This window comes from Roseomonas fluvialis, assembly GCF_022846615.1.
Taxonomy (GTDB): domain Bacteria; phylum Pseudomonadota; class Alphaproteobacteria; order Acetobacterales; family Acetobacteraceae; genus Neoroseomonas; species Neoroseomonas fluvialis.
This window is the reverse complement of sequence record NZ_AP025637.1, coordinates 3,038,871-3,057,812: the sequence shown is the minus strand read 5'-3', so window position 1 is coordinate 3,057,812 and position 18,942 is coordinate 3,038,871. Positions and strand designations below refer to the sequence as shown.

At 73.1% G+C, this 18,942-nt stretch carries 23 protein-coding genes; 15 read left to right on the top strand and 8 right to left on the bottom strand.

Annotation, left to right across the window (positions count from 1 at the left end; all coding sequences use genetic code 11):
- Nucleotides 1–153: 153 nt before the first annotated feature.
- Nucleotides 154–1,875 (top strand): ubiquinone-dependent pyruvate dehydrogenase, encoded by a 1,722-nt coding sequence (poxB, locus tag MWM08_RS14810; protein ID WP_244407244.1) that lies wholly within the window; start codon nucleotides 154–156, stop codon nucleotides 1,873–1,875.
- On the opposite strand, the gene flgH is transcribed toward poxB, so the two are convergent.
- Genes flgH through flgF form a run of 4 tightly spaced genes read right to left on the bottom strand, consistent with a single transcriptional unit; the run spans nucleotide 1,876 to nucleotide 5,108 of the window.
- On the bottom strand, nucleotides 1,876–2,610 hold the full coding sequence (gene flgH / locus MWM08_RS14805) for a flagellar basal body L-ring protein FlgH (protein WP_244407242.1): 735 nt from the start codon (nucleotides 2,608–2,610) through the stop codon (nucleotides 1,876–1,878). It abuts the gene before it with no gap.
- Nucleotides 2,611–2,613: 3 nt separating this feature from the next.
- Complete coding sequence (flgA, locus tag MWM08_RS14800) at nucleotides 2,614–3,567, bottom strand: flagellar basal body P-ring formation chaperone FlgA (protein ID WP_244407240.1); 954 nt, start codon at nucleotides 3,565–3,567, stop codon at nucleotides 2,614–2,616.
- Complete coding sequence (gene flgG, locus MWM08_RS14795) at nucleotides 3,567–4,352, bottom strand: flagellar basal-body rod protein FlgG (RefSeq protein WP_244407238.1); 786 nt, start codon at nucleotides 4,350–4,352, stop codon at nucleotides 3,567–3,569. Before flgG ends, flgA begins: the two co-directional genes overlap by 1 nt.
- A 12-nt stretch (nucleotides 4,353–4,364) precedes the next feature.
- On the bottom strand, nucleotides 4,365–5,108 hold the full coding sequence (gene flgF, locus MWM08_RS14790) for a flagellar basal-body rod protein FlgF (RefSeq protein ID WP_244407236.1): 744 nt from the start codon (nucleotides 5,106–5,108) through the stop codon (nucleotides 4,365–4,367).
- 197 nt (nucleotides 5,109–5,305) lie between these two features.
- Between flgF and MWM08_RS14785 the strand changes: the two genes are divergently transcribed.
- The 9 genes from MWM08_RS14785 to speE all read left to right on the top strand — a co-directional run bounded on the left by MWM08_RS14785 (nucleotide 5,306) and on the right by speE (nucleotide 13,758).
- Nucleotides 5,306–5,848, top strand: a complete 543-nt coding sequence (locus MWM08_RS14785; RefSeq protein WP_244407234.1) for a flagellar basal body-associated FliL family protein — start codon at nucleotides 5,306–5,308, stop codon at nucleotides 5,846–5,848.
- On the top strand, nucleotides 5,845–6,930 hold the full coding sequence (fliM, locus tag MWM08_RS14780; protein WP_244407232.1) for a flagellar motor switch protein FliM: 1,086 nt from the start codon (nucleotides 5,845–5,847) through the stop codon (nucleotides 6,928–6,930). The genes MWM08_RS14785 and fliM overlap by 4 nt, the downstream gene beginning before the upstream one ends.
- 3 nt (nucleotides 6,931–6,933) lie before the next feature.
- Nucleotides 6,934–7,368, top strand: coding sequence for a DUF6468 domain-containing protein (locus MWM08_RS14775; RefSeq protein WP_244407231.1), 435 nt, complete (start codon nucleotides 6,934–6,936; stop codon nucleotides 7,366–7,368).
- A complete protein-coding gene (locus tag MWM08_RS14770) occupies nucleotides 7,368–8,027 on the top strand; it encodes a MotE family protein (protein ID WP_244407229.1) in 660 nt (219 codons plus the stop codon). Before MWM08_RS14775 ends, MWM08_RS14770 begins: the two co-directional genes overlap by 1 nt.
- 41 nt (nucleotides 8,028–8,068) lie before the next feature.
- Nucleotides 8,069–8,437, top strand: coding sequence for a chemotaxis response regulator CheY (locus tag MWM08_RS14765; RefSeq protein ID WP_480460367.1), 369 nt, complete (start codon nucleotides 8,069–8,071; stop codon nucleotides 8,435–8,437).
- On the top strand, nucleotides 8,430–9,014 hold the full coding sequence (locus tag MWM08_RS14760) for a protein phosphatase CheZ (protein ID WP_244407225.1): 585 nt from the start codon (nucleotides 8,430–8,432) through the stop codon (nucleotides 9,012–9,014). Before MWM08_RS14765 ends, MWM08_RS14760 begins: the two co-directional genes overlap by 8 nt.
- Complete coding sequence (locus tag MWM08_RS14755) at nucleotides 9,014–12,136, top strand: hypothetical protein (RefSeq protein ID WP_244407223.1); 3,123 nt, start codon at nucleotides 9,014–9,016, stop codon at nucleotides 12,134–12,136. The genes MWM08_RS14760 and MWM08_RS14755 overlap by 1 nt, the downstream gene beginning before the upstream one ends.
- A gap of 162 nt (nucleotides 12,137–12,298) precedes the next feature.
- Entirely contained in the window at nucleotides 12,299–12,757 is a 459-nt protein-coding gene (gene speD, locus MWM08_RS14750; RefSeq protein ID WP_244407221.1) for an adenosylmethionine decarboxylase, read from the top strand.
- Nucleotides 12,758–12,888: 131 nt separating this feature from the next.
- Nucleotides 12,889–13,758 (top strand): polyamine aminopropyltransferase, encoded by an 870-nt coding sequence (speE, locus tag MWM08_RS14745; protein WP_244407219.1) that lies wholly within the window; start codon nucleotides 12,889–12,891, stop codon nucleotides 13,756–13,758.
- Between the two features lie 6 nt (nucleotides 13,759–13,764).
- On the opposite strand, the gene MWM08_RS14740 is transcribed toward speE, so the two are convergent.
- The 4 genes from MWM08_RS14740 to MWM08_RS14725 form a co-directional block, all read right to left on the bottom strand.
- On the bottom strand, nucleotides 13,765–15,234 hold the full coding sequence (locus MWM08_RS14740; protein ID WP_244407217.1) for a hypothetical protein: 1,470 nt from the start codon (nucleotides 15,232–15,234) through the stop codon (nucleotides 13,765–13,767).
- A gap of 72 nt (nucleotides 15,235–15,306) precedes the next feature.
- Nucleotides 15,307–16,035 (bottom strand): flagellar type III secretion system pore protein FliP, encoded by a 729-nt coding sequence (gene fliP / locus MWM08_RS14735; RefSeq protein ID WP_244407215.1) that lies wholly within the window; start codon nucleotides 16,033–16,035, stop codon nucleotides 15,307–15,309.
- Nucleotides 16,032–16,298 carry a flagellar biosynthetic protein FliO gene (locus tag MWM08_RS14730; RefSeq protein ID WP_244407213.1) on the bottom strand — a complete coding sequence of 89 codons (267 nt, stop codon included), beginning with the start codon at nucleotides 16,296–16,298 and terminating at the stop codon, nucleotides 16,032–16,034. Before MWM08_RS14730 ends, fliP begins: the two co-directional genes overlap by 4 nt.
- A gap of 33 nt (nucleotides 16,299–16,331) precedes the next feature.
- On the bottom strand, nucleotides 16,332–16,610 hold the full coding sequence (locus MWM08_RS14725) for a hypothetical protein (protein WP_244407211.1): 279 nt from the start codon (nucleotides 16,608–16,610) through the stop codon (nucleotides 16,332–16,334).
- Nucleotides 16,611–16,740: 130 nt separating this feature from the next.
- Here MWM08_RS14725 and MWM08_RS14720 point away from each other — a divergent pair, with 130 nt between their 5' ends.
- Genes MWM08_RS14720 through MWM08_RS14700 form a run of 5 tightly spaced genes read left to right on the top strand, consistent with a single transcriptional unit; the run spans nucleotide 16,741 to nucleotide 18,939 of the window.
- Complete coding sequence (locus MWM08_RS14720) at nucleotides 16,741–17,121, top strand: flagellar basal body rod protein FlgB (RefSeq protein ID WP_244407209.1); 381 nt, start codon at nucleotides 16,741–16,743, stop codon at nucleotides 17,119–17,121.
- A gap of 12 nt (nucleotides 17,122–17,133) precedes the next feature.
- Nucleotides 17,134–17,544, top strand: a complete 411-nt coding sequence (gene flgC / locus MWM08_RS14715; RefSeq protein WP_244407207.1) for a flagellar basal body rod protein FlgC — start codon at nucleotides 17,134–17,136, stop codon at nucleotides 17,542–17,544.
- Entirely contained in the window at nucleotides 17,541–17,846 is a 306-nt protein-coding gene (gene fliE, locus MWM08_RS14710) for a flagellar hook-basal body complex protein FliE (protein WP_244407205.1), read from the top strand. Before flgC ends, fliE begins: the two co-directional genes overlap by 4 nt.
- Before the next feature lie 41 nt (nucleotides 17,847–17,887).
- Nucleotides 17,888–18,157 carry a flagellar biosynthetic protein FliQ gene (locus MWM08_RS14705; protein ID WP_244407203.1) on the top strand — a complete coding sequence of 90 codons (270 nt, stop codon included), beginning with the start codon at nucleotides 17,888–17,890 and terminating at the stop codon, nucleotides 18,155–18,157.
- A 5-nt stretch (nucleotides 18,158–18,162) separates the two neighbouring features.
- The gene (locus MWM08_RS14700) at nucleotides 18,163–18,939 is read left to right on the top strand and encodes a flagellar biosynthetic protein FliR (RefSeq protein WP_244407201.1); all 777 of its coding nucleotides are present in this window, start codon (nucleotides 18,163–18,165) and stop codon (nucleotides 18,937–18,939) included.
- Nucleotides 18,940–18,942: the final 3 nt, after the last annotated feature.

Sequence of the window (18,942 nt, the reverse complement as noted above, 5' to 3'; positions counted from 1 at the left end):
CCCTAACCTCCCGGCGGTAGGGGGGGCAGGGCCCCCCTAGACCCCCGGCCGCGGGGCACCTCCGCGGCCCTTTCCTGGGCGGAGCGCTTCGGGAGTGGTGGCGAGGCGACGGGCAGGGCGTCTAGGCTCGGCGGCGCAACGACGGAGCCGCCCGTGACCCAGACCGCCGCCGACTTCCTCGCCGCCTCGCTCGAAGCCGCCGGGGTGAAGCGCATCTACGGCGTGGTCGGCGACAGCCTGAACGGCGTGACCGACAGCCTGCGCCGGCACGGCGCGATCGATTGGGTGCATGTGCGCCACGAGGAAGCCGCGGCCTTCGCCGCGGGGGCGGAGGCACAGCTGACCGGCCAGCTCGCGGTGTGCGCGGGCAGTTGCGGGCCGGGCAACCTGCACCTCATCAACGGGCTGTACGATTGCCAGCGCTCCGGCGCGCCGGTGCTCGCACTGGCCGCGCATATCCCGAGCAGCGAGATCGGCATCGACTATTTCCAGGCCACGCACCCCGAGATCCTGTTCCAGGGCTGCAGCCACTATGTCGAGCTGGTGTCGCACCCGGCCATGCTGCCGCAGGTGCTGCAGCGCGCCATGCGCGTGGCGGTCGCGCGCAAGGGTGTCGCCGTCGTGGTGCTGCCGGGCGACGTGGCGCTGAAGCCGCTCGATGCGACGCCGGCGCCCTGGGTCGCGCCCGTCGCGCCGCGCATCGTGCCGGCGGCCGATGAACTCGCGACGCTCGCCGCCCTGCTGAACGCGGGCGGGCGCACGACGCTGCTCTGCGGCGCCGGCTGCGCGGGCGCGCAGGACGAGGTGATGGCGCTCGCGGCCAAATTGAAGGCACCGATCGTGCGCACGCTGCGCGCCAAGGACATCCTGGAATACGACAATCCCTTCGATGTCGGCATGACGGGCTTCATCGGCTTCGCGTCCGGCTATGCGGCGATGAAGGCCTGCGAGACGCTGGTCATCCTGGGCGCGGGCTTTCCCTACCGGCAGTTCTACCCGGAGCACGCCAAGGTCGTGCAGGTGGATTTGAGCCCCGAGGCGCTGGGCAACCGCTGCCCGCTGGTGCAGGGGCTGGTCGGCGACGTGCGCGCGACCCTGGCGGCGCTGCTGCCGCTGCTGCAGGACCAGCCGGACCGCGCCCACCTGGACAGCGCGCTGGCGCATTACCGGACCGCGCGCCGCGACCTCGATGCGCTGGCCGAGAGCAGCCCGGACAGCGACATCATCCACCCGCAATACCTCTCGCGCCTGGTGGGCGAGATCGCCACCGAGGACGCCGTCATCACCTGCGATGTCGGCACGCCCACGGTCTGGGCGGCGCGCTACATCCCGATGAACGGGAAGCGGCGGCTGGTCGGGTCGTTCAACCACGGCTCGATGGCGAGTGCGATGGTGCAGGCGATCGGCGCGCAATGCGCCTTCCCCGGCCGCCAGGTGGTGTCGATGTCGGGCGATGGCGGCTTCACCATGTCGATGGGCGACCTGATCACGCTCACGCAGGTGGGGCTGCCGGTGAAGGTGGTGGTGCTGAACAACGGCACGCTCGGCTTCGTCGAGCTCGAGATGAAGGCGGCCGGCTTCCTCGATACCGGGGTCGAGCTGAAGAACCCCGACTTCGCTGCCATGGCGAATGCGATGGGCATCAAGGGCATCCGCGTGGAGAAGCCGCAGGCGCTGCGCGGCGCGCTCGAGGAAGCCTTCGCCCATGACGGCCCCGCGCTGGTGGATGTGGTCAGCGCGCGGCAGGAACTGGTGATCCCGCCGCGCACCAGCCTGGGCAATGTGCGCGACTTCGGCCTGTTCCTGCTCAAGGCCGTGATGGACGGTCGCGCGCGCGAGGTGATCGACCTCGCGAAGGTGAACCTCACACGCTGATCAGAAGGGCAGGATCACGTCCAACAGTTCCTGCCCCACGCGCGGGCGCTGAACGTCGCTGATCGTGCCGCGGCCGCCATAGGCGATGCGCGCTTCCGCCAGGCGGTCGTGCCGCACCGTGTTGTCGGAGGCGATGTCCTGCGGGCGGATCACGCCGCCCACGGTCAGGTCGCGCAGTTCGGAATTGACGCGCACCTGCTGCCGTCCGGTCACCACCAGGTTGCCGTTGGGCAGTGTCTGCGTGACCGTGGCCGCGACGCGCAGCGTGACGGATTCGCTGCGCCGCGTGGCGCCGGTGCCGTTCACGCCGCTGGTCGAATTGCCCTGCACCATGTTCGACGGGTCGAAGCCGCCGGGGAACAGCCGGCCGTAGGAGGCATCGAGGCCGAGCAGCCGCGGCACGCCCATCGATTCCGAATTGTCGCGCGACCGCGTGGTGCGGTTCTGCAATTCGGCGTCGTCCTGGATCGCGACCAGGACGGTGATGATGTCGCCCACCGCCGCGGCGCGCTGGTCGCGCAGGAAGGTGCGGCTGCCTGGCCGCCACAGGGAGTTGTTCGCCAGCGGCGGGTCCTGCGGGTTGGGCATGGGCATCGTCACCGGGCGCCAGCGCGGGTCGGCGGTGGGGTTGGTGACATTCGCCATCTCGGGCGGGTCGCCCAGGCGTGACAGGCGCTCGGCGCCCGAACAGGCGGCCATGGCGAGCGGCAGGGCGAGGAGGACCAGGCGCTTCATGGCTCAGCGCCGCCCGGCGAGGATCAGCGGCGCGGCACCCGGGCGCACGCGCACGCGGGCGGGGCCGACGACCTCGGCCTCGACGACCTGGCGGGAGGCGAGGTTCATCACCTGCACCACCTCGCCGATCGCGGCGGCCTCGAGCGCGCGGCCCTGCGCGGTGAGCGCGAGGCCCGGCGCCTCCAGCACCATCAGCACCAGCTGGTTCTTGGCGACCACCACCGGGGCCACCAGGTCGACCGTCACGAAGGGCATGGCGGAGCCGATCGGGCGGCGCAGCTGGCGGCCGATGACGTCCTCGGCGCGCTGGGCCATCCCCGGGCGCACGCGTTCGGCGCGCAGGCGGCGTTCCTCGATGTCGGATGCGCGCACCACCTCGCCCACGGCCATGCGGCGGGTGGCCAGCACCACCGGCACGGTCGGCATGGCGCGCCCGGCGATGCGCAGGCGCTGCATCGCCATGCCCTCGGCCGCCACCACCAGCGTGGCGGCGAAGCGGCGGGTCGAGGCGTCGTAGTGCGGCGCTTCGAGCGAGATCTCGGGCAGGGCTGCGATCGGCACCAGCGGCGGGGCGAAGCCCGGCAGGTCCAGGTCGTACTCCGCATCGGCACCAAGGCGGGCCAGTTCGAGCCGCAGCAGGGCCTCGATCTCGTCGCGCGCGACCGGGCGGCCGGGGCGCTCGACGACGGAGCGCTCCTCGCCGGACAGCGGCTGCCAGGGCAGGCCGTGGCGGCGCGCGATGGCGGCAAGGTTGGCGGCATCGAGCAGCATCCGTCGCCCCGGCGCGGGGGCCGCGCCCACCGCCTGGGTGGCGCGCGCGCCGGCGTTCTCGAAGATGTCGCCCAGGCGCAGCATGGCGTCCTCGGCCAGCACGACCGGGCGCGGATGCGGGGGCAGGGCGTCGGCGCGCGCGGGCAGGGCCAGCAGCGGCAGCGCGAACAGGGTGCGGCGGAACATCAGCGGAGCCTCGTGAGGGTGGAGAGCATCTCGTCGGATGCGGTGATGACGCGGGAGTTCATCTCGTAGGCGCGCTGCGCGGTGATCAGGGACGTGATCTCCTGCACGACGTTGACGTTGGATGTCTCGATGAAGCCCTGCATGGTCTGGCCGTAGCCGACCGTGCCCGGTGCGCCCTGCTGGGCGTCGCCCGATGACGGCGTGGCGAGGAACAGGTTGTCACCGATCGCTTCCAGCCCGCCTTCGTTGGGGAAGATCGCGAGCTGCAGCTGGCCCACGTTCTGCGGCTGCACCTGGCCATCCAGCTTGGCCAGCACCTCGCCATTCGCGTTGATGGTGACGTCGCGCGCATTGGCCGGGATGGTGATGCCCGGGTTCACCACGAAGCCTTCCGCGGTGACGATGGTGCCTTCTGCGCTCAGCCCGAAGGTGCCGTCGCGGGTATAGGCGGTCTCGCCGCTGGGCAGCTGGATCTGGAAATAGCCGTTGCCGCGGATGGCGATGTCGAAGCGGTTCTCGGTCTGCTGCAGGTTGCCCTGTTCGGGGATGCGGTAGACGGCGGCGGTACGCACGCCGAGGCCGATCTGCGCGCCGGAGGGCAGCGTGGTGCCGGTATCGGCCGACTGCGATCCGGTGCGGCGCAGGTTCTGGTAGATCAGGTCCTGGAATTCGGCCCGGCGGCGCTTGTAGCCGGTGGTCGAGATGTTCGCGATGTTGTTGGAGATGACCTCGACATTGTTCTGCTGGGCCATCATGCCGGTGGCGGCGACGTGGAGGGATCGCATTCGGGGTGATCCTTACGAGCGCCGGCGCAGGATGCGCTCGACGGCGGTGGACAGGCGTTCGCCTTCCTTCTCGGCGAATTGCGCGGCGAACTGGAATTCGCGCAGTTCGGCCGTCAGGCGCGTCATTTCGAGAATGGGCCGGACGTTACTGCCTTCGAGCACGCCCTGCCGGATGGCGGGGCGCTCGACCGCCTGGGCCTCGGCGCCATTCGCCTCGAAGACGCGGTCGCCCTCGGCGCGCAGCGCCTGCGGGTTGTCGAAGCGCACCACGCGCAGCCGGCCGAGCACGCCGTTCTCGCTGCGGATGGTGCCGTCGCCCTGGATTTCGATGCGCGTGTCGTTGGGTGAGACCGCGATGGGCGCGCCATCGGTGTTGAGCACCGCGTTGCCTTCCATGTCGACGATCCGCCCGCCCTCGCCGAGGCTGAAGCGGCCGGCGCGCGTGTAGCGTTCGCCGCGCGGGGTCTCGACCGCGAAGAAGCCCTCCCCGGTGATGGCGGCATCGAGAGGATTGCCGGTGACCTGCATGGAGCCGAGGTCCATGTCCCGCCAGGTGGCGCGGTCCTGCACGAAGGCGACCGGGCGTCCGCCGGGGGGCACGCCGCCCTGGTCCTGGCGCTGGATGAATTCGCCGAAGACCGGGCGCAGCGCGCGGAAGCCGGGCGTATCGGCATTCGCGAGATTGTGCGCGAGCACCTGCGTGGCGCGGTTCTGCAGCGCGAGGCGCGAGAGGATGATGTAGCCCGGGCTGTCCATGCGGCGTGTCTCCGGCGGTGGCCGGGGCGGAAAGGGCAACCGGCGTGCCAGCCCGCAGCGCCCGTCCAGGCGGCAGAAGCTGCCCGGGGCCGGCAGGGCGCGCCCGGCGCACGGCACATCCGCCCGGGCGGCGCGCGCGGCGCAAGCCTTCCTTAACGGCAGCAGCGGAGGATGCGCCCCTCGGCAGGAGGCTGTGGATGTCGGCGGCGCCCGAAGCGGCAGAAGCGACCGAAGGTGCAAAGGGCGGCGGGGGCAAGAAGAAGCTCCTGCTGATCGCAGTGCCTGTGGTGCTGCTCGGCGCGGGCGCCGGGCTGTGGTTCACCGGCATCCTGCCGGGGCTGCTGGGCATGGGCCCGCCGCCGGCCGCCGCGGGCGAAGGCGCCACCGCCGCGGCCGATGCCGCGCCGCGCCCCCCTGCCTTCTTCGACATGCCAGAGATCGTCACCAACCTGAACGCGAGCGGGCGCCGGCCGGTCTTCGTGAAGCTACGCAGCAAGCTCGAGATCACGCGCGCGGAGGACGCCGCGGCGATCACCGCCGCCATGCCCCGGCTGCTCGACCTGTTCCAGACCCATCTGCGCGAGACGCGCCCGGAGGAATTGCGCGGGTCGGCGGGGACGCACCGGCTGCGCACGGAACTGGTGGCGCGCGCCAACATCGCGCTGTCACCGCCGCCGGGCAGCACGCAGCCCGCGCCGCGCGTCACCGACGTGCTGTTCGTGGAGATCCTGGTCCAGTGAGCGGGCAGGGCGAGAACCAGGGCGACGACGAAGACCTGGCCGCCGCCTGGGGCGCGGCGCTCGAGGAAGAAGGCGCGCAGCCCGAGCAGGAAGCCGCGCCGCCGCCCGATGCCACGCGCGTGCTCAACCAGGCCGAGATCGACAGCCTGCTGGGCTTCGAGGGTGGCGGCGGTGGCAGCACCGAGGAAAGTGGCATCCAGAAGATCATCTCCTCCGGCCTGGTGTCGTATGAACGCCTGCCGATGCTGGAGATCGTGTTCGACCGGCTGGTGCGCCTGATGTCGACCACGCTGCGCAACTTCACGTCCGACAATGTGGAAGTCTCGATCGACGGCATCGTCTCGCTGCGCTTCGCGGACTACCTGAATTCCATCCCGCTGCCGGCGATGCTGGGCGTGGCCCATGTGAAGCAGTGGGACAATTACGGCCTGGTGGTGGTCGATTCCGCGCTGATCTATTCGGTGGTGGACGTGCTGCTGGGCGGGCGGCGGGGCACCGCGGCCATGCGCATCGAAGGCCGCCCCTACACCACCATCGAACGCACGCTGGTCGAACGCCTGATCGGCGTGGTGCTGGAGGACGTGACCGCGGCCTTCGAACCGCTGTGCCCGGTGAAGTTCGAATTCGACCGGCTCGAGGTCAACCCGCGCTTCGCCGCCATCTCGCGCCCGTCCAATGCCTGCGTGATGGTGCGCCTGCGCGTCGACATGGAGGATCGCGGCGGCAAGCTCGAATTGCTGCTGCCCTACGCCACGCTGGAGCCCGTGCGCGAATTGCTGCTGCAGCAATTCATGGGCGAGAAATTCGGTCGCGACAGCATCTGGGAGACGCACCTCGCGGAGGAACTGCGCTCGACCGAGGTGGCGCTGGACGTCGTGCTGGACGAACAGCTGCTGCCGCTGTCGACCGTCCTCGACCTCAAGGTGGGCGACCGCATCGCGCTGGGTGTCGCGCCAGGCGCGCCGGTGCGCCTGCGCTGCGGCGACATCGCGATGTTCGAGGGCGAACTGGGCCGGCAGGACCAGCGCCTGGCGGTGCGCATCGCGCGTGAATACGGGCGTGCGCGCCGGATGGAGGCCTGATCGATGTCGATGCTCGAATGGGGTCTGCAACTGGTATTGCTGGGGCTGCTGGGGGCGGCCATTCCCTTCGCGCTGCGGCTCGAACGCGCGCTGCGGGAGATCCGTCGCGACCGCGGCGCGCTGGAAGGCAGCGCGCAGGGGCTGGGCGAGGCGGCGCGCATGGCGGAGGCCGCGATGGTGCGCCTGCGGGCCTCGGCCGAACTGGCCGGGCGCCAGGTGGCGGAACGCACCGCCGCGGCGGAACCCCTGCGCGACGACCTGCGCTACCTGATCGAGCGGGCCGAGACGCTGGCCGATCGGCTGGAGGGCCTGGTGCGCGCCGGGCGCCCGATCGCCGCCGAGGCGCCGCGCGCGGCCGAACCCGCGCCGCTGCAAAGCCAGGCCGAACGCGACCTGGTGCGCGCACTGGCGCTGGGTGCCGCGCGGGGGCAGGGCTGATGATCCGCCCGCGCCTGCTGCCTGTCGCGATCGCCGCGATGGCGGGGCTGTTCGTCGTGAAGGCGGAAAGCCTGGTCGGGCTGCTGCGGGGCGGTGCCGCGGTGGTCGCACCGGCGCGCGCGGCCGACCCGCCGCCGGCACCCGCGCCGGCCCCCGCGCCGGCGCCGGTCAGTGCGGCGCGCGCGCCCGCCCAGCCGCCGGCCGCCGCGCCGCAGGCGATCCCGGTCGCGGCCCCCGACCCGGCCACCGCGGCCGAGCGCGCGCTGCTCGAACAGTTGCGCGCCCGGCGCACCGAGATCGAGGCGCGCGAGCAGGCCGTGGTCGCGCAGGAGGTGGTCCTGCAGGCGACCGAACGGCGCCTCGCGCGCCGTGTCGAGGAACTGACCGCGCTGCAGCAGCGGCTGGAGGCGCTGGACCGCTCCCGCACCGAGCGCGAGGAAGCCGGCTGGCGCGGCCTGGTGCGCACCTATGAGGCGATGCGCCCGCGCGACGCGGCGGCGATCTTCAACGAGCTCGAGATGCCCATCCTGGTCGAGATCCTGGACCGCATGGGCGAACGCAAGGCAGCCCCCGTGATCGGCGCGATGCGCGCCGAGCAGGCGCGGCTCGTGACAACCGAGCTGGCGCGCCACCGCGCGCGCCGGACCGCCGCCAACTGACCCGAACCCCAGGAGGTACCGAAGGACCCATGGACAAGAACATGAACGTCCTGATCGTGGACGACTACCGCACGATGCTGCGCATCATCCGCAACCTGCTCAAGCAGCTCGACTTCAACAACGTGGACGAGGCGACCGACGGGCAGGAGGCGCTGGCCAAGCTGCGCGCGGGCAATTTCGGCCTGGTGATCAGCGACTGGAACATGGCGCCGATGACCGGCCTCGATCTGCTCAAGGAGGTGCGGGCGGATGCGCGCCTGAAGAACCTGCCCTTCATCATGATCACCGCCGAGAGCAAGACCGAGAACGTGGTCGCGGCCAAGCAGGCGGGCGTGTCGAACTACATCGTGAAGCCCTTCAACGCCGAGACGCTGAAGGAGAAGATCGAGAAGGTGATGGTCCATGCCTGACGGCAGCCCCGGCGACGACCGGATCGAGGCGGCGGTGCGCGCCGTGCTCACCTCGATGGCCGGCGACCTGACGGCGCGCGAGGCGGCGCTGCTGGCCGAACTCGAAGGCCTGGGCCGCACCATCGCGCGCGCCAAGGCCGAGATCGCGGCGCTGTCGGTGGACGACATCACCGGCGCGCATATCCCGTCGGCCACCGACGAGCTGGACGCCATCGTCGGCCACACGGCGCAGGCGACCAACGAGATCCTGGATTGCTGCGAGGCGCTCGAGAAACTGCAGGCCGAGGTCCCGGAGGCCGCGGCCGCCACGCTGCAGGACGCGGTGACGCGCATCTACGAGGCCTGTTCCTTCCAGGACATCACCGGCCAGCGCATCGGCAAGGTGGTCAGCGCGCTCAAGGCCATCGAATCGCGCGTCGAGGCGGCGGTGGCCAATGCATCGGGCCGGCCGGCGCCCGTCGCGCCGGCGCCGGCGGAACCGGTGACCGAGGGACGCGCCCTGGCGAACGGCCCGCAATTGCCCGGGGGCGCGACCTCGCAGGCCGAGATCGACCGGCTGCTGGCGAGCTTCGACTGATGCGCGCCGCGGGTGCGCTGGCGCTGCTGTTGCTGCTCGCTGCCCCGGCGGGCGCGCAGGAGGGCCCGCGCGTGCCGTTGCGCGCGGGCAGCCATGCCGACCACGGCCGCCTGGTGTTCGACTGGCCAACCCGCGTGCCCTACACCGCGCAGGCCGAGGACGGGCAGGTGGTGCTGCGCTTCGATGCGCCGGGCAGCATCGACCTGGCGGCGGCGCGCCGCCCGCCGCGCAACGTGCTGGCGGTGGAACAGGCCGACGGCGCCATCGTGGTGCGCTTCGCGCCCGGCGCGCGGACGCGCCATTTCCGTCTGGGCAACCGCATCGTGGTGGATGTGCTGGATGCGCCGGCGGGCGAGGCCGCGGCCGACGCGCCGGCCCCCCGCGCCGCACGGCAGGCCGCGGCACCGGCCGCCGCGCCGCCGCGGGCGCAGGCGCCGGCCGCCGCATCCGCGGGGCGCCCTGCCGCAGCACCTGCCGTGGCTTCTCCTGCGCCGCCCGCGGCGACATCCTCCGCGCCGCCCGCGGCGACATCCCCCGCGCGTCAGGCGCCGCCCGCTGCGCCCGCGGCCGACACCGCACCGGCCGCGCGCGCCGCGACCACGACGGCCCCCGCACCGCCGCGCCCGGCCTCCGACACCGCGCCCACACGGGCCGCGGCACCCACCGCGCCGGGGCGCGCCGCCGATGCCGCGCGCCCCGGCGCCGCCGCACGTCCGGGCGTGCCGCCATCCGCGCCGGCGGCGCGCGCCAGCGAACCGTCCGCGACGCGCAACGACGCGACCGCGGCGCAGCCCGCCGAAGCCGCTGCTGCCGTGCCGACCGCGAGCCTGGCCGCGGCGGATGCGCGGCCGGTGCGCCTGCTGGACGGCGCGCCCGCCTTCGCCGTCCCGGCGGATGCCGAGGCAGGGCTCAGCCTGTTCCGCCGCGGCGACTGGGTGCTCGCGGTGTTCGACCGGCCGCTGCGGCTCGATCTTTCGGCGCTGGCGCGACATGCGGTGTTCGGCAGCGCCACCGTCGCGACGTCCGGCGAGGCCACGGTGCTGCGCCTGCGCCTGGCGCCGCCCGCGGTGCTGCAGGCACGGCGCGACGGCGCGGCCTGGGTGATCGAGGCGCGGCCCGAACCGGCGCCCGACGCGGCGCCGCTGCGCGCGGTGCCTGAACCGGGGCCGCCCGCGCGCGTCGCGCTGACTGGCGGGCTGACGCCCGAGGCGGTCGGCACCAGCATTGCCATCACCGACCCCGAGACGGGCGAAGCGCTGCTGGTCGGCACGCTGCGTCGCGCCGGCCCGGGCATCGGCATCGCGCGCCGCCTGCCGGAGCTCGAGATCCTGCCCAGCATGATGGGCGCGGTGGTGCTGCCGCGGTCGGACCGCGTGGTGCTGCGCCCGCGCGGCGAGGGTTTCGCGGTGGAGGCGGCGGGGCGTGGGCTCGCCCTCGGCGCCGCGCCGGGGCGCGACCCGCCGGCCGAGGCGATGGCGCTGTCGCGCCTGCTCGACCTGCCGGTGGCGCCGGTGCCCGCGCTGATGGAACGCCTGCGCACGCAACTTCTCGCGATCAACGAGACGCCGCCGCTCGCGCGCGGGGTACCGCGCCGCGCGGTGGCCGAGACGCTGCTCGCGCTGGGCATGCCGCAGGAGGCGCAGGCGATGGTTGGCCTCGGCCTGCGCGAGGACCCGCACGCACAGGCGGATGCGCGGCTGCTGCTGGCGCAGGGCGCCGCCGCGCTGCTGTCCGGCCGTATCGAGGAAGCGCGGGTGCTGGCCGACCCGCGGCTGCCGTCCTCGGACGAGTTGATGCTGTGGCGCGGCCTGCTCGCGGCCGCGCAGGGCGACCCGCGCGCCGCCGCCCCGGCGCTCGCGGCCGGCGCGCCGCTGGTGCTGGCCTATCCCGAGGCGCTGCGCGCGCGGCTGCTGCCGCCGCTGCTGGAAACCCTGGCGACGGGCGACGAGGCCCCGCGCGCCGCGCGCCTGCTGGCCGAGGCCGGCGACGCGCCGGGCCTGGAGTTGACGCGCGCCATGCTGGCCGAGGCGGCCGGACGCACCGAGGACGCGCTGCGCCTGTACGAGGACGTGATCGCCGGGCGTGACCGGCGCCAGCGCGCCGATGCGTTGAAGCGCGTCGCGGAGCTGCGCCTGTCGACCGGCGCGACCGACGCGGCGGGCGCGGCGGATGCGCTGGACCAGGCGCTGTTCGCCTGGCGCGGCGGGACCGAGGAACTCTCGCTGCGCCGGCGGATCGCCGCTCTGCGCATGGCATCGGGCAACGGCCAGGCGGCCTTCGCGATGCTCGACGAAGCGGGGCGGGTCTTTCCCGACCAGGCGCGCGCACTTCGCCCGGAGCTCGCGGAAGCCTTCGCCGTCGCGCTCGAGACCGCGCCACCGCTGGCGGCCACCACGCTGTTCGACGCGCATCCCGACCTGCTGCCCGAAGGCGAGCGCGGCGAGGCGGCGGTGCTGCTGCTGGCCGAGAGGCTCGCCGCGCTCGACCTCGCCGGGCGGGCGGCGGCGCTGCTGGAGAGTGCCGCGGCACGCGCCACGCCGCAGGCGCGCGCGGCGATCGGCGCGCGGCTTGCGGCGCTGCGCATGGCCGAGGGCGACGCGGCGGCGGCGTTGGCCGCGCTCGACCGCAGCCGCGCCGATGACCTGGCGGAAGCGCTGGTGGGCGAACGCGCGCGGCTGCGCGCACGGGCGCTGGCCCGGCGCGGGGACCGCGCAGCCGCCGAACAGGCGCTGGCGGTGCTCGGTGCGGCCGGGGCGGAGGCGCGCGCCGAATTGCGCGCCGAGGCGCAGGACTGGGCTGGCGCGGCGGCGGCGCAGCGCGAACATCTCGACCACATTCTGCCCGCACCGCCGGCGCCGCTGGGCCAGGCGCCGCGCGCGGCACTGGCGCGGGCCGCGGCCTATGCGGCGCTCGCCGGGGAGGAGGATGCGCTGGTCGCGCTGCGTGCGGCGCATGGCGAACGCATGGCGGGGGGGCCGCTCGCCGAGGCCTTCGACCTGCTGACCGCCGACCCGCTGCGCGGCATCGCCGACCTGCCGCGGTTGCAGCGCGAGCTGGGGCTGCTACGCGTGCTGCCCACGCGGCTGGAGGCCTTGCGGGCGGGCGTGCAGGTCGCGCGCTGAGTTGCGCGTCCCCCGGGTGGGGGCGCGGCAATTTTTCCGGTCCCCGGGGTATAATTTCACTTGCGCCCCCGGCCCCCTTGCCGCATATCGCGCGGCCGTTGACCCAAATGGTCGGACTTCCCCGACCGCCCTGGTCATCTGCTGGCTGGAAGGAGCCCTCACATGGATGCTCTCGTCCAACCGGGGATGGTCTCGGATATGCCGAGCGACACCCGGAACATTGACGAAGACCGCTCGGTGAATCCCGAGAAGGACTATTTCATTGCGCGCAACGGCGTTCGTTACGCCGGGACGCACGTGATCATCGACCTGTGGGGGGCGACGAACCTCGACGACCCCGAACACATCGATGCCGTGCTGCGCGAGGCCGCGCTCGCGACCGGGGCGACGATCCTGCACGGGCATTTCCACCACTTCTCGCCCAATGGCGGTGTGTCGGGCGTGCTGGTGCTGGCCGAGAGCCACGTGTCGATCCATTCGTGGCCGGAACGCGATTATGCCGCGCTCGACATCTTCGTCTGCGGCGAATGCGACCCGTACAAGGCGCTGCCGGCGCTCAAGCGTGGCTTCCTGCCCGAGCGGGTGCAGCTGGCCGAACACAAGCGCGGCCTGATCGGCTGAGCGCCGCGTCCGCGGCGGCCCGCGGTCCGATGACCGGAGGGGCGAAGGCCCCGGTGATCTGAATCGGCCCGCGAAAATCAAGGGGGGCCGGACGGCAGCGTCCGGCCCCTTCGCATGAGAAGGGCAGGGCCATGGCCTACGACCTGTGGGTGAACGAGACGCTGTACGAGGCCTGGGGCCAGCGCTTCCGGGTGAAGCGCGAACTGGCCCGCGTGACCTCCGATTTCCAGGACATCCTGATCTTCGAGAGCGAGACGCATGGGCGCGTCATGATGCTCGACGGCGTGGTGCAGATCACCGAGGCGGACGAGTTCTCCTACCAGGAGATGATCGCGCATGTGCCGCTGCTGGCGCATGGGGACGCGAAGAACGTGCTGATCATCGGCGCGGGCGATGGCGGCGTGCTGCGGCGCGTTCTGCAGCACCGCGGCGTGCAGCGCGCGGTGATGGTCGAGATCGACGGCGAGGTGATCCGCCTGGCGAAGGAATACCTGCCCGGCATCGGCGGCGATGCCTGGACCGATCCGCGCGCGGAGGTGCTGGTGGCGGATGGCATCGACTATGTCCGTCGCGCGCCGGATGCGTCCTTCGACGTCGTGATCGTCGACAGCACCGACCCGATCGGCGTGGGCGAGGTGCTGTTCACCGACGAATTCTATGCGAACTGCGCCCGCCTGCTGACCGCGCGCGGGATCGTGGTGAACCAGTGCGGCGTGCCCGCCATGCAGGCGGATGAGTTGCGCGAGACGTCGCTGCGCCGCGGCAAGGCGTTCCCGGACATCTGGGCGTATCTGGCGGCCGTGCCGACCTATGTCGGCGGCTTCATGACGCTGGGCTGGGCGGGCAAGGACGCCGCCTGCCGCGCGCTGCCGGTGGAGACCATCCGCGCGCGCGCCCAGGCCGCCGGCGTGCTGGGCACCACGCGTTACTGGACGCCGGAGATCCATGCCGGGGCCTTTCACCTGCCGCCCTATATCGCGCAGCACCTGCCGGCGCGCTAAGGCGGGTCAGGCCAGCTCGGCGGGGGGCATCTGCAGGAAGTCGTCGCGGCGGAAGCGTTCGGCGAAGACGCCCTCGATGCTCTCGGCGGCGGTGCGGCGGGCCTGGATGAAGGCCGGGGTCTGCGCGCCGGCGGCGAGTGCGGCGTCCGCCTCGCGTCGCAGGGTTTCCATGTCGGAGCGCAGCGTCGCCTCGGCTTCCGCGGGCAGCAGCTTGCCCACCACATAGACGCCCTGCGACAGGCCCAGCACCGACAGCATCTCGGCCGGCAGGGTGAAGGCCGCGAGATCGGCCACGCCGTTCACGACCAGCGCCACCAGCGCGAAGCCGGTGAAGGCGAAGGCCTGCAGGCGCGTCACGTCAAGTTCCCCGCCGCCGCCCAGCACGTCGCGCAGGCTCGGCATCGGTTCGGTCGTGCTCACCACGCCCGAACCGAACAGGATGCGCCGCTGCGGCGGCGTGAGCGGGCGGCGCAGCGCGGCGGCGCGCGCGAAGGCCGACCCGCCCGCGGTGATGCCGAGCAAGGCCAGGATGTCGTTCGACAGACCGGCGAACGCCCCCGTGCGCAGGAACACGTAGAACACCACGCCGATCACGGCGAAGGACAGCACCAGCAATTGCAGTCGCCCCAGGCTGCCCGCGCCGTACGCATCCTGCGAGATGAATACCGGGTCCATCGCGCGCAGCCCCTTGCAGAGCACCCGGGTGCGGTTCTCCGGCTTCAGCGCGGTGCGCCAGGTGGCGCGCGCGGCGGTCGGTGCGCCGCCGATACGCAGCCACCATTCGTGCAGCTTGCGGCGGTTCTCCCGCGCGGCGACGAAGGCGGCCAGCAGCCACAGCGCCAGCAGCCCCGCGAAGGTCAGCGCGCGCGACAGCCCGAGCGGGGCGACCGAGACGGTGACGGTGCCATAGCCGATCATGCGGTGGTCCGCGGTGCAGGCGGCGACCACGATGTGCCAGTCCTCGCCGAACCAGCCGCTGCGGTTGGCGGGCATGTGAACGGTGACGGTGGCGCGGTCGTCGCCGCGCTGGTCGATGCCCACGAAGATCGCGGCGCGCGCCACGTCGGGGGGCACGGTCTGCACGCGGCCGAGTGGATCGCGGCTGGCGGGCTTGAACACCACGTCACGGGCAGTGCGCGCGGCGCCGATGAAATAGGCCTGTTGCCAGCCTGGCAGGTCCTCCTTCAGGACTGTGCTGGCGCGCATCACCTCCATGCGCAGCGAGCCGGAGGAGGCGGCGCTGTAGCGCCCCGCCGCCATGGGCAGCACCGGCGTGTCGCGCGGCCCGCCTTCGCCGGCGGCAAGCGTGCGCGCGAGCAGCGCCCAGTGGTCGAGCCGCCGGCCATCGGGCGCGCGGCACAGGACGGGGTCGCGCGCCGAGGAGACGCGCGCGCCATCGGTCAACGAGGCGGTCTGCGCGGCCGCGGGCAGGGCGGCGACCAGCAGGACAGGCAACAGGGCAAGGCGCAGGCGCATGGCGGGACCTCCGGCCGGCGCCGAGGCTAGGCGCGGCGCGCGCGGCCGCGCGTGCGCCACCTCACAGTGCGGTCAGGAGCCCACGAAGCCCTGCACCAGGCTGGCCGAGACCAGCCGCCAGCCATCCACCAGCACGAAGAAGATCAGCTTGAAGGGCAGCGCCACGACCGATGGCGGCAGCATCATCATGCCGAGCGACATCAGGACGCTGGCCACCACCATGTCGATCACGAGGAACGGCAGGAAGATCAGGAAGCCGATCTCGAAGGCGCGCTTCAGCTCGCTGACCATGAAGGCGGGCACCAGGGCGCGCCAGGGGGCCGATTGCGCGTCGGGCGGCGCGGGCAGGTTCGCCAGTTCGAGGAAGTGCGCGAGGTCGTCCTCCCGCACATTGGCGGCCATGAAGCGGCGGAACGGCTCGGCGGCGGCCTGCAGGCCCTCGAGTTCGCCGATGCGGCCTTCCGAAAGCGGCAGCAGGCCCTGCGTCCAGGCGGTCTCGAAGACCGGCTGCATGACGAAGAATGTGAGGAACAGTGCGAGGCCCACGAGAACCGGATTCGGCGGGATGCCCTGCGCACCGATGGCACTTCGCAGCAGCGCCAGCACGATGACGATCCGCGTGAAGGCCGTCGCCATGACCAGCAGCGACGGCGCGAGCGACAGCATCCCGATCAGCGCGGTGAGCTGAACCAGGCGCGATGTCGCCCCGGGCTGGCCCGTTTGGCCGAGGTCGATCGCGACCGACTGCGCCAGCGCTGCGCCGGGCAGCAGCAGGGCCAGCACAAGCAGCGCGCGGATCATGGCGTGCGCTCCGGCAGCCAGCCGACCACCTGGTCCTGCGCGCCGCCGGTCAGCAGCAGCACGTCGCGCCCGTCGCAGCGCACCAGCACCAGGCGCCGGCGGGCATCCAGCGCCAGGCTTTCCTGCAACGCGAGCCGCGTGCCGGGCTTCGCGGCCGGGGCCAGGCCGCTGGCGCGCAGCAGCCGGCCGCCCAGCAGCACCAGGCCCAGCACCGCGGCGAGCGATGCGGCCGCGGTCAGCCAGTGTGTGATCTCGGGGGTCATGCCGCGGCCTCCTGCCGGCGGGTGGGGGGTGGGTCAGGGCGGGGCGAGGCCGCCGCGCAGGCGGTCCAGTGCACGGACCAGGGCTTCGAGGCGCAGGCGGACATCGGCGGCCGCGGCGCGCGGGGCAGCGAGGGCGGCGGCGCAGATGCGCGAGACCTCGGCCTCGAGCCCCGCGAGGTCGATGCGGCGGCGTTCGCGCGCCAGCGCCTCGGCCACTGCGAGGGTGGCTTCCATGGCATCGATGGCGGCGATCAGCACGGCGGTCTGCCGTGCCTGTCCGGTCGGTTCGCTCACGCCCCCCATGCGGCTCATGGGCGGCATTACACACGCGCCATGGTTACCGAGCGGTTGCGCGGTGTGCGGTGCGGGCGTCCTCGCGCGGCAGGCGCACAGGTCGCGGCGTTAACCGAACCTTCGGCGGCGACGTGCGACGCATCCGGGCATGGACCCGACCCGCACAGGACCGATCGCGCTGGCCGAGAGCCGGATGCGCTGGCTCGATGCGCGCCAGCGCGTGCTGTCGCACAACGTCGCGAATGCCGATACGCCGGGCTTCCGGCCATCGGACCTGCGGCCCTTCGGCCAGGCGGTGCATGCGGCGATGGTGCAGACCAATGGGCGGCATCTTGGCCCCGCCGGCGGGGCCGACCCGCGTGCGCGGGCCGAGCGCCGCGTGCCGGACCGCAGCATGGACGGCAACGGCGTGGCACTCGACCGCGAGGCCATGCGCATCGCCGATACCGAGACGGCGCATGCCCTCGCGGTCGGGCTGCACCGCCGCTACCTCGGGCTGTTCCGCACCGCGCTCGGGCGCAATTCGTAAGGGAGTTCGACGATGGATCTCGATCGCGCCCTGCGCATCTCGGCGGCCGGCATGCAGGCGCAGTCCACGCGCCTGCGCGTGGTGGCCGAGAATCTGGCCAACCGCGACAGCACGGCCGAGACCGCGGGCGGCGACCCGTATCGCCGCAAGACCGTGACCTTCCGCAACCGCATGGACCGCGCGCTGGGCGCGCCGACCCTGCAGGTGACGCGGGTGGGGCGCGCGCAGGGTGATTTCCCGGTGCGGCACGACCCGTCGCACCCCGCGGCCGATGCGCGCGGCTACGTCCGCATGCCCAATGTCGACAGCCTGGTCGAGACGATGGACATGCGCGAGGCGCAGCGGTCCTACACGGCCAACCTGTCGGTGCTGGAAGTCACCCGCGGGATGCTGACCCGCACGATCGAGGCGCTGCGCGGATGAGCATTCCTCTGGCCCCCGCCGGTGCCGCCGCGGCGGCGTATCGCGCGGCGGATGCGCTGCCCGGTGCCGCGACGCAATCCGCCACGGCCGGCTTCGGCGCCGCGCTGACGCGCGCGATGGAAAGCGCGGTCGAGGTGGGCCGCGAGGCCGACACCGCATCGACCCGCGCGCTGACCGGCCAGGGCAGCGTAACCGATGTCGTGCTGGCCGTGGGCCGCGCCGAACTGACCCTGCAGACCGCCGTGGCGGTACGCGACCGCGTGGTCGCGGCCTACCAGGACGTGATGCGCATGCCGATCTAGCGCCGCGCCATGACAGACCTGGCCCGGAAAAAGGTCCGGCCATGAACGAGGTGGCGCTCGCCAGCCGGGAAGCGCTGTGGGTCACGCTGCAGATCGGCGGGCCGCTGCTGGTGCTCATGCTGATCGCCGGCCTGGTGATCGCGGTGCTGCAGGCGCTCACGCAGGTGAACGAGGCGACGCTCGGCTTCCTGCCCAAGGTGGCGGTGCTGGCGGTGGCGCTGGTGCTGCTCGGCCCCTTCATGGCGGGGGTGCTGCGCGGCTACGCGGGCAGCCTGTTCCAAGCCATGGTCGATGTCGGGCTGAAGGGCTGACGGCGATGGACGAGGCCGCGTTCCTCGCCGCGCTGCCGGGCCTCGCCTTCCATGCCGTGCTGGCCTTCGCGCGGCTGGGCGCTGCGGTGATGGTCCTCCCCGGCCTGGGCGAGGAGGAGGTGCCGGCGAATATCCGCATCGGGCTCGGCCTCGCGCTGGTCGTGGTGCTGCTGCCGGTGGTGGCGCCGGGCTTGCCCGCCGCGCCCGACAGCGCGGCGGAGGCGGTGCGCGTCATCCTTCTGGAAGTGCTGGTCGGGCTGTGGCTGGGCGGGCTGGCCCGGCTGATCATGATGGCGATGGCAGTGGCGGGGCAGATGATTGCGCTGCTGCTGGGCCTCGCGCAGGCGATGGTGCCGGACCCGGCGCTGGGTGGGCTCGGCACCGCGCCGGGGCGGCTGCTGTCGCTGGCTGCCGTGGTGGTGGTGCTGTCCACCGGGCTGTACGCGATCCCGCTGCGCGCGCTGGTCGAATCCTACGCGCTGCTGCCGGTGGGGGACCCTTTCCCGGCGGGTGCGGGGGCCGAGGCCTTCGCCGCCGCCGCCGCGGAGAGCCTGGCGCTGTCGCTGCGCCTGGCCGCGCCCTTCGTGGTGGCGGCGATCGTCATCAATGTGGCACTCGGCCTGCTCGCGCGGATCGCGCCGCAGGTGCAGGTGTATTTCGTCGCGATCCCGGGGCAGGTGCTGCTGGGCTTGGCGCTTCTGGGGGCGGTGATGCCGCCGCTGCTGGGCGCCTTCGCGGACGCCGCGCGCGCCGCCTTCCTCGACCTGCCCGGGCTGCGCTGACCC